This window comes from Nonomuraea sp. LP-02 (genome assembly GCF_036289125.1).
Lineage (GTDB): Bacteria > Actinomycetota > Actinomycetes > Streptosporangiales > Streptosporangiaceae > Nonomuraea > Nonomuraea bangladeshensis.
In genome coordinates this window covers 880,942-894,618 of record NZ_JAXCLK010000001.1, presented here as the reverse complement: position 1 = coordinate 894,618, position 13,677 = coordinate 880,942, and the positions used below count along the sequence as shown (strand labels likewise).

Sequence of the window (13,677 nt, the reverse complement as noted above, 5' to 3'; positions counted from 1 at the left end):
GGTCCGCATAGGCCCGACCAAGAAGGAGAGGATGCTCACCATGGCAAGCGTCGAGGAGTGCCGGACGGCACTGGCCAAGCTCGTCGCGCAGTTCGACGAGATCGACGAGCAGGACCGTGCCAAGCATGTGGTCGAACGCACGGTCAGCTGCCGGATCTCCGATCTCGACGTGACCTTCTATGGGCGGCTGCACCACGGGGGGCTGGATCCGTTCACGGAGCACCCGCCGCCGGGAGGCAAGCCCGCCGACGTCAAGCTCACGATCGTGAGCAACGACCTGATCGCGCTGGTGGACGGCGAACTGGATCTGGCGCGGGCGCTGCTAGGGGGCCGGGTGAAGGTCGACGCCAGCTTCGGCGACCTCCTCCGCCTACGCCGCCTGCTCTGACCGGCTCACCCGGCCGCACCATTTTTTCGGCGACGAGCGAACAGCGAAACCGCCCCGCCGCCGCCGAGGCTCCACCACACCCGGCGATGACCGGGCAGCCGGCGACAGTCGGTGAACCGCCGATTCATCCTCCCCGACCACGCAGCCACCAAAGCCCCGACCTCGAAGGCGCTCGGTCATCACGGGCAGCTCAACCGGCGATGCGCTCAAGGACCGGTTTGACGGCGTCCTCCTCCACCCGCCCTTCTCCGGCCGCCGCCCAGGCCGCGTCACACGCCGCCCGCAACCCGTCGATCCGGCTGCCGTCCCCCTCCAGATGCAGCACGCCGTCACGCCATCGCGCCTGCCATCCACCACACGCGCCGTCCCGCACCTCGGGATAGTCCGCGTGCAGGGCCGCCAGATCCTCGGCCACGAACGTCGGCCGATGCCGCGGCTCGGCCGTCAGCACATCGGCCGCCGTGGCCACCCCGGTCAGCACCAGCAGGGACTCCACCCCGGCGTTGGACGCCCCTTCGATGTCGGTGTCCAGCCGATCCCCCACCACCAGCGGCCGCCGGGCCCCCGTACGAATCATCGACTCCCTGTGCAACGGCGGGTCCGGCTTTCCCGCGTACACCGGCTCAACCCCGGTCGCGGCCGCGATGACCCGGACCATGGCCCCGTTGCCGGGCAGCTCGCCCCGCCCGGTGGGCATGGTGCTGTCCCCGTTGGACGCCACGAACCACGCCCCTTGCCGCACCGCCAGCGCGCCTTCCGACAGCAGCCCGTACGACAGCCCCGGCGCGATCCCCTGCACCACGGCGACCGGCGCCTCGAAGGCGGTCGAGACCGGCCGAAGCCCTCGGGCACGTACGGCCATCCGGAGCCCCGACCCACCCACCACGAGCACCGCCGACCCCGGCGGCACCCGCTCCGCGATCAGCCGCGCCGCCGCCTGCGCGGACGTCACGACGTCCTCGGCGGTGGCCGGCGCGCCGAGTTCCCGCAGGTGCGCCGCGATGGCGGCGGGCGTCCGCGAAGCGTTGTTGGTGACGTACGCCAGCCGCACCCCCCGCGCCCGCGCCTCGTCGAGCGCCGCCGGCGCGCCCGGCACTGCCCGGGGACCCAGGTAGACCACGCCATCCAGGTCGAGCAGCAAAGTGTCGTACCCGTCGATCAGCACCGCGCCTCTTCCCGTTCGACTCACACGCCGGGTGAGACTCTAGCGTCGCGCCCTGCCGCCCCCGCGCACCGGCGGACTGCCCAGCACCCCGGCCAAGAACACCGCCCCCACTGGTGCTACACGCGCACCCACGCCAACCACCTCAGCCTCGGCAGCCGTACGTCCCCGCCGGCACACGAAGCAGACGCCGCCCACCAATGAGCACCCGCCACCCGCCACTCGCCACCGGCAGGCAGAAACGAGCCAACCCTCCTACGACTACATCTCCCGCCGAGCCCGCAAAGTGGCACGCACACTCTTCAACGCCGACACGTAATGCCGCTCATCGGGGCGCATCGCAACAGCGATCGCCAGCGGTTCCTGCGCCCCTTCGATGTCCCCCGTACGCCACAACGCCAGCCCCAGCCCGAAGTACGCGTAGTCCTCAGCAGGATTGGCCTCGACGATCTGCCGGAAACTCGCGGCCGCCTCGCTGTACTGCCGCGAGTTGAACTGCGCCCGCGCCAACGCCTCCCGGATGCTGCGCGACTCCGGTTCGACCTCCGCGGCCCGTTCCAGCAACGCGGCCGCCGCCGCCGGACTGCCGTCCTTCAGCAGCTTTACCCCACGCTGGTACCAATCGTAAACACTGCCCCGGGGAGCACCCGAGGTCTCATCATGGGCGTTTCCTTCTCCAACCATCGGCGAGACTCCCTCCATCGCTGGACGACGAACACGCCCTGTCCCGCCGTGAAGGCAGGGCACGGTTGCAAACCGAGGGGCGATTTCCGGAAGGCATGACCATCTATGGCAGCATGCCCGGTATGGGGACTCCTGAACTGCCAGTGCCCGATGGACTGGTGCTACGGCCCTTCCGCGGCGTACGTTTCGCCGTCGAAGATCCCGCCAAGGTAACCTCCCCGCCCTACGACCTGATCTCCGACGCGGACGTCGACACGCTCCTCCAACTGCATCCGAACAACGTCGTCCGCCTCATCCTTCCCCGCACCCCCCGCGTCGATCCCGCCCAAGCCCTTCCTGCCACCCACACAACTCCTGCCACCCGCGCCCTTCCTGCCGACGAGGCCCTTCCTGAGGACGACGAACTCCCGCCGGAGACGCGTTACGCAGAGGCCCGGGACACCCTGCAGGCATGGCTTCGTGAAGGCATCCTGGTCCCGGACGACCGCCCGGCCCTGTACGTGTACGAGCAGCATGGCCCGTACTTTCTGCAACGCGGCCTGATCGGCGACGTCGCCCTGACGGACCCTGGCCAGCACGTCATCCTTCCGCACGAGGACGTGATGCCCGGACCCATCGCCGACCGCCTGGCCCTCATGAGCACCACCCAGGCGAATCTGGAGCCGATCTTCCTCCTCTACGACGGCGCCGGCGGCCCGACGACCCGCCTCGTGGAGGAGGTGGCGACCCGACGTCGCCCCCTGGTGTCGGCCAAGACGGAGGACGGCGTCACCCACCGCCTCTGGGCGATCACCGACACGTCCGAGATCGCCACCATCAACGCCGACCTCCACGACCGCCAAGCTCTGATCGCCGATGGCCATCACCGTTACGCCACCTACCGCGTCCTCCAACGCCAGGAACGCCTGGCCCATCCTCCTGCCGAGCCCTCACCCACGCCCAGGGACACCGCCCCCAAAGGCGTGGAGTCCGGCAACGCAGCACCCGCCAGCATCCTGTTCAGCAGCAGCGCCGCAAGGCCTGGTGACGCTGCCGCCGGCCTCACACCAGCTCACTCCTCACCGGCAGACGGCTCGCACCAGCCTCCTTCCACCACTCTGGTAGCCCCCTGGGACTTCGGTCTGGCCCTGCTGGTCGACTCGACCGCCTATCCGCCCGACCTCAAAGCGATCCACCGCGTCATCCCCGGCCTCCCCTTGGCGAAGGCGGCCGCCCAGGCCCGTCAGTCCTGGCGGGTCCAGGAGTTCGGCACCCTCGCAGAGGGTCTGGCCGCGTTCGAGAACAGCCCGGACCCGGCTTTCCTCCTGGCTGACGAAGCCAGCGCGTACTTGATCACCGACCCCGATCCCGTCCAGTTGGCTCTTGCCATGCCGGCTGACCACTCCGACCGCTGGAACTCTCTCAACACCTCCATCCTGAGCGAGTTCATCCTGCCGAAGGTGTGGGGGATGCGTGACGACGAGCAGGCGGTACGCATCGTGCACCACGACATCGAGGCCGCCGCCAAGCTCGCGACCAGCACCGGCGGCACTGCCGTGATCCTCAAGCCGCTGGCGACCGAGGACGTCCTGGCCGTCGCTGCCGGCGGCGAACGCGTCCCCCGCAAATCCACCTCCTTCGGCCCCAAACCCCGAACCGGTCTGGTCCTCCGCACCTTCGCCATCAACTGACAGGCAGATAGCTGCCCAGGCGGGACAGCGCTCTCAGACCACGCTGCTCCCGCCCACCACTGCCCCGGCCCGCAACCAACTAGCCCCATAACTAGCCGGGCCCGCAGCCAACCAGCCCTACAACCCCAACTGGCGTGGAGCCAACTGGCCCCACAACCCAGCCGGCCCCAAAACCCAACCTGGGCATGCAGCCAACTGGGCCTCAGCCAATGCGTCGGCGCGGAAGCCGATGTCGGTGTTCTCCTGGCCGGGCGGCGGGCGGAAGCGGGTGAACCACGGCCCCGCGACAGACCCGGCGCGGAACTACCGGACCCCAGGCTCGCTGCTGAGCCAACCATCTGCTACTGAGGCAACCCCCGACGGACCCGAGCACGCTCGCCTCGCCCCCGCAGGACACCAGCGGCGTGTGCCTCGCCCCCCAAGGACATCAGGGGCATGCGCCTCGCCGCTCCTAGGGACACCAGAGGAGTATGTGCCTCGCCGCCCCTAGGGACACCGGCGGCGTGCGCCTCGCCGCAGGTACGAACCAGAGGCGTGCGCCTCGTCGCCGGCGGACGAGGCGCACGGGCCCTGCGCAACAGCCCTTTGTCGTCGTGCTCTCATCCCCTCCGCCGCAGTGGATGAGGCAGGAGATCAGCTTGCCCTGGCCAGTTGCAGCACCCGCCTCGGCACCAATGGCGTGACCGTCCCCCCGGCCTCCTCGCCGACGCCGCCCCCATCCCCGTCCGGCGGATCTTCCGCGACCGCGATCGCATCCACGGGTTTCGCGCTGGTCACCTCCACCTCGTACTTCCAGGTCTTGGCTCCTGTCGGGCCGAAGACGCGGCAGCGGAAGGAGCCAGTGACCTGCAGATAGTCGCGTGGCTTGAGGCCGCGGACGACGTCTGCCGTCTCCAGGCTGAAGGTGACGCACGGGACGCTGTCCGTCAGCGTCGCGCCGGGTCGCTGCCGCCGGCGGCGCCGTACGATGATGCGCCACTTCGTGACGGTGTCGCCGCTCGGCAACGTGTGGTCCTCGGGCGCCGCCGAGAGCCGTCCCACCAGCAAGACCTCGTTCCGGTCCATTCCTCGTCCCTCCTGTCGGTGCTCTGCCGGAGATCACTCTTTACGATGAAGAGGAGCCCGGAACGGCCGAGCGCCATTCTGGGGACAACGGCTGCACGCTCGGGAGTACCTGTGGACAACATCACCGCGCTAGGCGGCGACGTCTATGAGATCGACACCAGGATGGCCGGATACGCGGGCATCACCGCCGGATACCTGATTCTGGGCGACCGGCCATGCCTGGTGGAGACCGGTACCTCGACCTCCGCCCCGGTGGTCCGCGACGCGCTCACGTCCCTCGGCGTCGGGCCGGAGGACCTCGCCACCGTCGTCGTGACCCACATCCACCTCGACCACGCCGGCGGAGTGGGGGACATCGCCAGGTTCTTCCCGTCCGCCCAGGTGGTCGTACACGAGAAGGGTGCGCGGCACCTGGCCGACCCCTCGCGGCTCATGGCGAGCGCCCGGATGGTGTGGGGCGACCGGCTCGACACCCTCTTCGGCGAGCTGTCGCCCACCGAGGCCGAACGCATCGTCGCCCTCGGCGACACCGGCGCCATCGATCTCGGCAACGGGCGTACGCTGAGCAGCCACTACTCCCCCGGTCACGCCAAGCATCACGTGGGCCTCGTCGACTCCGCCACCGGCGACCTGTACGTGGGCGACGCAGCAGGCGTGTACCTTCCCGAGACCGGCGACCTGCGTCCCGCCACGCCGCCGCCGGACTTCGACCTGCAGACCGCCCTCAATTCGATCGCCCTGTTCAAGGCGCTCGGGCCACAACGTCTACTCTTCAGCCATTACGGCCCGGTGGAGGCGGTTCAGGACACCCTCGAACGGTCCGCCGAGGAGCTCCGTGTCTGGGTGGATCTGACCCGGCAGGCCCATTCCGAGGGCTTGGATCTGGACCATGCCATCGCCATGGTCCGTGACCGTACGAAGGAGCGCTACACCGCGCTGAAGTCGGACGACGCGACGGCCGAGCATTTCGAGTTGTTGAGCGGAGCTCCGTCAAACGTCGCCGGCATCCTCCACTGGCTCGACCGCGTGTCGCCGTAAGCTGCCGCCGACCCGCTGACCTGCTGCGCACAGCCACCGCGAGAGCGGACAGCTCGGCCGCACATGAGGGATTGGAACGCACGCGACCAAACCGGAGGTCCCTCTGCCGTAGGTACGTGGCCAGCCACCGGCACGCCTATGGCCGGCCAGCAGTCACGTAGGTGCCGGAAGGGCCGACCGGAACATGGCGGCCTCGTACGACTCAACGGGACATCATGGGCATGCCCAGCGTCGAGAGTCGGGCTGCGGCGTCATGGACGCCCCTGGCACCGCTGTCCAACGGACGAGCCCAGCGTCCATAGTCGGGCGGGGACCGACCGCACGAGCAGGCATGTCACCGGCAGACGGACACCGTTCTCACGTGCGGACCTGCCGGGACGAGACCCAGCGCAGGGGGCATCAGGCTGCAGAACGCACAAACTCCGCCGTCCCGCGCATATCGCGGCGGTACGGCGGAGCGTGTGTCCAGCTTTCAGCTACAGGCGATCGATGCTAGTCGTCCGCCTTCGGTCGCTTGGGCGCGGGCCCGTCTTCCTCGTCCAGGACATCGCCGAAGTTCGGCTCGATGAAAGCGGGCGTTATACCGGGAGTCTCCGTCGGAGCGGCGACAGCGCCTGCGGGGCTGCCCTGCTGCGCAGCGGAGTCGTCGGCGCCGTCCTCCTCGTCTGGATCATCTGAATCGTCGGACTCGTCGGACTCGTCGGCGGAGTCGGCCGCCGTTGTCTCCGTGACCTCATCCGCGAGGCCAGCGGCCTCGTCCGACGCGACATCGGTGGCAGCGGCGACGTCAGCGACGTTCTCGCCATCCGCCGCGCCGGCAGTCTCTGGCTGCTCGCCAAGCAGGTCGTCGGCCTCGGCGAGAGAGGCGGCGTCGTCCTCCGGCTCCTCGTCCACGGTCGCGGCGCTCTCTCCGCCGTCCGCCGCGCCGGCGTCGTCGAAGTCGTCCTCGTAGTCCGCGTCCTCCTCGACGTCCTCGATGACGGAGCCGGTCAGCTCGGCGTACCGCTCGGCCGCGTCCGTCTCGCCGTCCTCGTCGAACGCCATGGCCCGTGCGAACCACTCGGTGGCCGCCTCCGTCTGCCCGGCGTCGATCAGGGCGTCGGCGTACGCGAACGCCAACCGCGCCGACCACGGCTTCGGCTGCGGGTCGCGCAGCTCCGGCAGGCGCTGGAGAGTGATGACGGCCGCGTCGTGCTGGCCGAGGTCACGGCGTGCGCCGGACTCGACGATGGTCAGCTCGATGCGCCCGGCCCGGTCGAGACGCTCGGCCTCGGGCGAACGCACAAGGTCGATGGCCCGCTCGGGACGTCCCATGCCGCGTTCGCAGTCGGCCATGACCGGCAGGTACGCCTCGGACCCCGTCAGCCGCCGCGCCGCCCGCAGATCGCTCAGCGCCTCGGAGAAATGCCCGGCACGGTACGCGACAATGCCGGCAGCCTCCCGCACGACCCCGATCCGGGCCGCGAACCGGCGCGCCACCTTCGTGTGCTCGTGCGCCCGTTCGGGGTCTTCGTCCTCCAGGGCCCGCTCGGCGGCGACCAGGTGCCGGCCGACCAGGTTGGCGAGATCGCCAGGCAGGGAACGCAGCTCCTCAAGGACTTCCTTGTCCAACTCGTCCGCGGTGATGTCGGGCGCGATCTCGGGCATCTGCTCGCGCTGCGCGTTCTCGGAGTCGCGGTCGGACCTGCCGTACCTGGCGCGGGTACCGGCTCCGCCGTGATCGTCACGCCTGGGGCGGTCGTCCCGGGAGAACGGCCGAGGGCCCCGGTCACCGCCTTCGCGACGCGGGCCTCGGTCATCACGGAACCCGCCGCCCTCACGACGCGGCCCATAGCCGGAGCCCTCGCGGCGCGGCCCACGGTCGTCCCGGTCCCTGAACCCGCCACCTTCGCGACGCGGCCCACGGTCATCACGGTCCCTGAACCCGCCACCTTCACGGCGCGGCCCACGGTCATCGCGATCCCTGAACCCGCCACCTTCACGGCGCGGACCCCGGTCATCACGGAAGCCACCCTCACGGCGCGGACCCCGGTCATCACGGAAGCCACCCTCACGACGCGGACCCCGATCGTCCCTGAACCCGCCACCTTCGCGACGCGGCCCACGGTCATCGCGATCCCTGAATCCGCCGCCCTCACGGCGCGGACCCCGGTCATCACGGAAGCCACCCTCACGACGGGGACCCCGATCGTCGCGGAACCCGCCGCCCTCACGGCGCGGCCCAGAGCCGGACCCCTCGCGGCGCGGCCCGCGGTCGTCCCGGTCCCGGAATCCGCTGCCCTCAGGACGCGGACCCCGCTCACCACGGAAGCCACCTTCACTACGCGGTCCGCGGTCGCCGTAACCGCCCTCTCGCCTGGGACCGTAACCCGGCCCCTCGCGGCGCGGCCCACGATCGTCACGGTCCCTGAATCCGCCGCCCTCGCGACGGGGGCCCCTGTCGCCGTAACCACCTTCGCGCCGGTCGCCGCCGTAACCTCCACGGCCGCCACGGCTCTCGCCGTAGCCGCCCTCGCGGCGCGGCCCGCGGTCATCCCGGTCCCGGAACCCGCCGCCCTCACCGCGCGGACCCCGGTCATCACGGAAGCCACCCTCACGACGAGGGCCCCGATCGTCGCGGAACCCGCCGCCCTCGCGACGCGGTCCACGATCGCCGTAACCCGATCCCTCGCGGCGCGGCCCACGATCATCCCGATCCCGGTACGTTCGCCGTTCCTCGCCGCCCTCGCGGCGCTCGCCACGATCGTCCCGATCGCGGTACGGCCGACGATCGTCGCCGCGCTGCCCGCGGTCGAATCCTTCGCGGCCCTCGCGGCGCGGCCCGCGGTCGCCATAACCGCCTTCGCGCCTGCCGCCGTATCCGGAGCCGGAGCCCTCGCGGCGCGGACCCCTATCCTCGCGGGAGCCCTCGTCCCTGCGCGGCCCGCGGTCGTCCCGGCCGTACGAGCGGCCTCTGTCGCCGGAACGGAACGGACGGTCGCTACCGGAGTCCCGCCCGCGCGAGCCGTATCCCCCGCTCCTGTCGCTCCCTCCGGAGCGCCTGTCCTCGAAGTCGCCGCGCCCGCGCTCTCCGCCGTCCGATCCGTTATCTCTGTTCACTTCTGGTCCATTTCGTTGAGCTCACCCAGCGGACTCACAACGACGGTCCACCGTGGCTGGTCGCCGCCCGCCCTCGGGCCTTACGCGACGAAGGCCACCGTGGAGGTGGCCCGGTCCCTCCAGCCTAGCAAGCCAGAGTACGTCCACGAGACCGGCTCATGCGCATAAAAGAGGTTGGCCGTAAATCCGGAACACGCGAGACTTCTCGTCATGTCACTACGCTTTCACGAAATCGCCGAGGCCCGGCACCGCATTCTGAACCCGCTGACCGACGACAATCTCGCCCTGCTCGGCGAGATCTGCCGCATCACTCCCGGCACCCGCCAACTGGATCTGGCCTGCGGTAAAGGAGAGCTCCTTTCCCGCTGGTCCGCCGAACACGGCCTGGAAGGCGTCGGCGTGGACATCAGCCAGGTCTTTCTCGGAGCAGCGAGAGCCCGCGCCGAGGAGCTGGGCGTGTCCGAACGCGTCGAATTCGTGGAAGCCGACGCCGGCACCTACGAAACGGCTCCGGAATCGTTCGACATCGTTTCCTGCATCGGTGCGACCTGGATCGGCAACGGCCTCAAAGGCACCTTGTCCCTCATGCGCCGGCACCTCCGCCCGAACGGCATCGTCCTCGTCGGCGACTGCTATTGGCAGACCCCGCCCCCGCCCGAGGCCCGCGCAGCGCTGGGATTGGAGGACGACAACCTGGCGACCTCGCTCATCGGTACGCACGACCGCATCGAGGAGGCCGGCTTCGAGCTGCTGGAGATGGTCCTGGCCGGCCCGGACAGCTGGGACAGGTACGTGGCCAGTCAGTGGTGGACGATCAGCGACTGGTTGCGCGACAACCCGGACGATCCTGACGTGCCTGCTATGCGCGACTTCCTGACCCAGGCACGCCGCTCCCACCTGGAGTACGGCCGTCAGTATTTGGGCTGGGGCGTCTTCGTCCTTCGTCCGAAGCCGTAAACGCAGAAGGGCCCCGACTGAGTCGGGGCCCTTCTATAAAGATTGTCCGGCGGTGACCTACTCTCCCACACCCTCCCGAGTGCAGTACCATCGGCGCAGAGAAGCTTAACTTCCGGGTTCGGAATGTAACCGGGTGTTTCCTTCCCGCCATAACCGCCGTAACCCTCCGAAACAAACAAACACACAGTGTTTGCAGTCTCAGAATTGCCTAGTGGACGCGAGCAAAAACTAGAAAGTATGCTTTGTGGTCAAGTCCTCGGCCTATTAGTACCGGTCAGCTCCACACGTTACCGCGCTTCCACCTCCGGCCTATCAACCCGGTCGTCTACCGGGAGCCTTACCCCCTCACAGGGTGGGAGACCTCATCTCAAGGCGAGCTTCCCGCTTAGATGCTTTCAGCGGTTATCCCTTCCGAACGTAGCCAACCAGCCGTGCACCTGGCGATACAACTGGCACACCAGAGGTTCGTCCGTCCCGGTCCTCTCGTACTAGGGACAGCCCCTTTCAAGTCTCCTGCGCGCGCAGCGGATAGGGACCGAACTGTCTCGCGACGTTCTAAACCCAGCTCGCGTACCGCTTTAATGGGCGAACAGCCCAACCCTTGGGACCTACTCCAGCCCCAGGATGCGACGAGCCGACATCGAGGTGCCAAACCATCCCGTCGATATGGACTCTTGGGGAAGATCAGCCTGTTATCCCCGGGGTACCTTTTAGCCGTTGAGCGACACCGCTTCCACACGCCGATGCCGGATCACTAGTCCCAGCTTTCGCTCCTGCTCGACCCGTCAGTCTCACAGTCAAGCTCCCTTGTGCACTTACACTCAACACCTGATTGCCAACCAGGCTGAGGGAACCTTTGGGCGCCTCCGTTACCCTTTAGGAGGCAACCGCCCCAGTTAAACTACCCACCAGACACTGTCCCCGATCCGGATCACGGACCAGAGTTAGACGTTCAAAACGACCAGAGTGGTATTTCACCAATGACTCCACCCGAACTAGCGTCCGAGCTTCCCAGTCTCCCACCTATCCTACACAAGACGCTCCAAACGCCAATGTCAAGCTGTAGTGAAGGTCCCGGGGTCTTTCCGTCCTGCTGCGCGAAACGAGCATCTTTACTCGTAGTGCAATTTCGCCGGGTCTGTGGTTGAGACAGCGGGGAAGTCGTTACGCCATTCGTGCAGGTCGGAACTTACCCGACAAGGAATTTCGCTACCTTAGGATGGTTATAGTTACCACCGCCGTTTACCGGCGCTTAAGTTCTCACCTTCGCCAACCACGGACTAAGCGGTCCCCTTAACGTTCCGGCACCGGGCAGGCGTCAGTCCGTATACATCGTCTTACGACTTCGCACGGACCTGTGTTTTTAGTAAACAGTCGCTTCCCCCTGGCCACTGCGACCCCCACCAGCTCCAGGCGCAAAGCCCATCACCAGCAGAGGTCCCCCTTCTCCCGAAGTTACGGGGGCAATTTGCCGAGTTCCTTAACCACAGTTCACCCGATCGCCTTAGTATTCTCTACCTGACCACCTGAGTCGGTTTAGGGTACGGGCCGCCACAACACTCACTAGAGGCTTTTCTCGGCAGCATAGGATCATCCACTTCACCACAATCGGCTCGGCATCACATCTCAGGATTTGCGGCGGATTTGCCTACCACTCCCTACATGCTTACCCCAGGACAACCATCGCCTGGGCTGGACTACCTTCCTGCGTCACCCCATCGCTTACCTACTACCCGATCGGACCGAGCGTTCAGCCTGACACCCGCCCCGAAGGGCCGGCCGACTTAAGGACTCTTAGCATCACGAGGTTCAGTATGGGCGCATTGAAGCGGGTACGGGAATATCAACCCGTTGTCCATCGACTACGCCTGTCGGCCTCGCCTTAGGTCCCGACTTACCCTGGGCGGATTAGCCTGCCCCAGGAACCCTTGGTCATCCGGCGCGAGGGTTTCTCACCCTCGATTCGCTACTCATGCCTGCATTCTCACTCGCACAGCCTCCACGACTAGATCACTCTGCCGCTTCACCGGCTGCACGACGCTCCCCTACCCACAACAAGCCAAAGGATCATCATGCCACGACTTCGGCGGTGTGCTTGAGCCCCGCTACATTGTCGGCGCAGAATCACTTGACCAGTGAGCTATTACGCACTCTTTCAAGGGTGGCTGCTTCTAAGCCAACCTCCTGGTTGTCTCTGCGACTCCACATCCTTTCCCACTTAGCACACGCTTAGGGGCCTTAGTCGGTGATCTGGGCTGTTTCCCTCTCGACTACGAACCTTATCGCCCGCAGTCTCACTGCCACGCTCTCACTTACCGGCATTCGGAGTTTGGCTGACGTCAGTAACCTTGTCGGGCCCATCGGCCATCCAGTGCTCTACCTCCGGCAAGAAACACGCGACGCTGCACCTAAATGCATTTCGGGGAGAACCAGCTATCACGGAGTTTGATTGGCCTTTCACCCCTACACACAGATCATCCCCCAGGTTTTCAACCCTGGTGGGTTCGGTCCTCCACCCAGTCTTACCTGAGCTTCAACCTGCCCATGCGTAGATCACTCCGCTTCGGGTCTACAGCATGCGACTCAAACGCCCTATTCAGACTCGCTTTCGCTACGGCTCCCCCACACGGGTTAACCTCGCCACACACCATAACTCGCAGGCTCATTCTTCAAAAGGCACGCAGTCACATCACACACCAGAAGCTGAGTAAGCTCCTACGGCTTGTAGGCACACGGTTTCAGGTACTATTTCACGACCCCTCACCGGGGCACTTTTCACCTTTCCCTCACGGTACTCGTGCACTATCGGTCATCAGGGAGTATTTAGGCTTACCAGGTGGTCCTGGCAGATTCACACAGGATTCCTCGAGCCCCGTGCTACTTGGGATCCCCTCCAGAAGCCTTCAAGGTTTCGTCTACCCGGCTCTCACGGTCTACGGCAGCCCTTCCCAGAGCTTTCAACTACCCCAAAGGTTTATAACTTCTCGAAGCAGCGGCAGCCACTTCAGGCGGGTCCCACGACCCCGGACATGCAACGCCTGCCGGCTATCACACACGCCCGGTTTAGCCTCATCCGCTTTCGCTCACCACTACTCACGGAATCACTCTTGTTTTCTCTTCCTACGGGTACTGAGATGTTTCACTTCCCCGCGTTACCACCAACCGCCCTATACATTCAGGCGGAGGCAACACCACATGACTGGTGCTAGGTTTCCCCATTCGGACATCCCCGGATCAACGTCTGGTTGGCGACTCCCCGAGGCTTAACGCAGCCTCCCACGTCCTTCATCGGCTCCTGATGCCAAGGCATCCACCGTGTGCCCTTAAAAACTTGGCCACAAAGATGCTCGCGTCCACTATGCAAATCTCAAACAACAAACAGCAACCAGCTCCACACCCACATGGTGGATGTCTCGCTGGTCCTGTGCTCCGAAGAAGACGAGCACAACGTGCCCGTTCCTTCAGGACCCAACAGTGTGTTTCAGACCCGGCCCGAACCCCCGGCGACCCCGTTCCCACTCCCAGCCTGCCTCCCAAGAGAGACACGACGGGCGGTACTTGCGGCCCGGCGACCCGGTCCGGCTGACTAGCCAGTGCTCCACTAGTGAGCTGTC

General features: G+C 66.7%; 8 protein-coding genes and 2 rRNA genes. 4 read left to right on the top strand and 6 right to left on the bottom strand.

The window, feature by feature from the left end:
* Nucleotides 1-40: 40 nt before the first annotated feature.
* On the top strand, nucleotides 41-388 hold the full coding sequence (locus tag SMD20_RS04165) for an SCP2 sterol-binding domain-containing protein (RefSeq protein WP_329575007.1): 348 nt from the start codon (nucleotides 41-43) through the stop codon (nucleotides 386-388).
* A gap of 190 nt (nucleotides 389-578) precedes the next feature.
* Here the strand turns inward: SMD20_RS04165 and SMD20_RS04160 are convergent, their stop codons facing one another.
* Both SMD20_RS04160 and SMD20_RS04155 read right to left on the bottom strand, forming a co-directional pair.
* Entirely contained in the window at nucleotides 579-1,553 is a 975-nt protein-coding gene (locus SMD20_RS04160; RefSeq protein WP_329575004.1) for an HAD-IIA family hydrolase, read from the bottom strand.
* A gap of 258 nt (nucleotides 1,554-1,811) precedes the next feature.
* Nucleotides 1,812-2,234, bottom strand: a complete 423-nt coding sequence (locus SMD20_RS04155) for a tetratricopeptide repeat protein (RefSeq protein WP_329575002.1) — start codon at nucleotides 2,232-2,234, stop codon at nucleotides 1,812-1,814.
* Nucleotides 2,235-2,329: 95 nt separating this feature from the next.
* Here SMD20_RS04155 and SMD20_RS04150 point away from each other — a divergent pair, with 95 nt between their 5' ends.
* Nucleotides 2,330-3,904: a DUF1015 domain-containing protein gene (locus tag SMD20_RS04150; protein WP_329574999.1), complete on the top strand. Its 1,575-nt coding sequence runs from the start codon at nucleotides 2,330-2,332 to the stop codon at nucleotides 3,902-3,904.
* 633 nt (nucleotides 3,905-4,537) lie between these two features.
* Here the strand turns inward: SMD20_RS04150 and SMD20_RS04145 are convergent.
* On the bottom strand, nucleotides 4,538-4,969 hold the full coding sequence (locus SMD20_RS04145) for a single-stranded DNA-binding protein (RefSeq protein WP_329574997.1): 432 nt from the start codon (nucleotides 4,967-4,969) through the stop codon (nucleotides 4,538-4,540).
* A gap of 111 nt (nucleotides 4,970-5,080) precedes the next feature.
* Between SMD20_RS04145 and SMD20_RS04140 the strand changes: the two genes are divergently transcribed.
* A complete protein-coding gene (locus SMD20_RS04140) occupies nucleotides 5,081-6,007 on the top strand; it encodes an MBL fold metallo-hydrolase (protein WP_329574994.1) in 927 nt (308 codons plus the stop codon).
* Between the two features lie 492 nt (nucleotides 6,008-6,499).
* Here SMD20_RS04140 and SMD20_RS04135 read toward each other — a convergent pair whose 3' ends face one another.
* Nucleotides 6,500-7,654: a hypothetical protein gene (locus SMD20_RS04135; protein WP_329574991.1), complete on the bottom strand. Its 1,155-nt coding sequence runs from the start codon at nucleotides 7,652-7,654 to the stop codon at nucleotides 6,500-6,502.
* Between the two features lie 1,662 nt (nucleotides 7,655-9,316).
* Here SMD20_RS04135 and SMD20_RS04130 point away from each other — a divergent pair.
* Entirely contained in the window at nucleotides 9,317-10,063 is a 747-nt protein-coding gene (locus SMD20_RS04130) for an SAM-dependent methyltransferase (protein ID WP_329574989.1), read from the top strand.
* Nucleotides 10,064-10,107: 44 nt separating this feature from the next.
* Here SMD20_RS04130 and rrf read toward each other — a convergent pair.
* Together rrf and SMD20_RS04120 are read right to left on the bottom strand one after the other, a co-directional pair.
* A 5S ribosomal RNA gene (gene rrf / locus SMD20_RS04125) occupies nucleotides 10,108-10,224 on the bottom strand.
* A gap of 83 nt (nucleotides 10,225-10,307) precedes the next feature.
* Nucleotides 10,308-13,400, bottom strand: a 23S ribosomal RNA gene (locus tag SMD20_RS04120).
* Between the last annotated feature and the right edge of the window lie 277 nt (nucleotides 13,401-13,677).

What these genes read in the sequence shown, in the direction of transcription:
- SMD20_RS04150 (WP_329574999.1), top strand. Translation starts at nt 2,330, where the DNA reads ATGACCATCTATGGCAGCATGCCCGGTATGGGGACTCCTGAACTGCCA.
- SMD20_RS04145 (WP_329574997.1), bottom strand. Translation starts at nt 4,969, where the DNA reads ATGGACCGGAACGAGGTCTTGCTGGTGGGACGGCTCTCGGCGGCGCCC.
- SMD20_RS04155 (WP_329575002.1), bottom strand. Translation starts at nt 2,234, where the DNA reads ATGGTTGGAGAAGGAAACGCCCATGATGAGACCTCGGGTGCTCCCCGG.
- SMD20_RS04165 (WP_329575007.1), top strand. Translation starts at nt 41, where the DNA reads ATGGCAAGCGTCGAGGAGTGCCGGACGGCACTGGCCAAGCTCGTCGCG.
- SMD20_RS04135 (WP_329574991.1), bottom strand. Translation starts at nt 7,654, where the DNA reads ATGCCCGAGATCGCGCCCGACATCACCGCGGACGAGTTGGACAAGGAA.
- SMD20_RS04130 (WP_329574989.1), top strand. Translation starts at nt 9,317, where the DNA reads ATGTCACTACGCTTTCACGAAATCGCCGAGGCCCGGCACCGCATTCTG.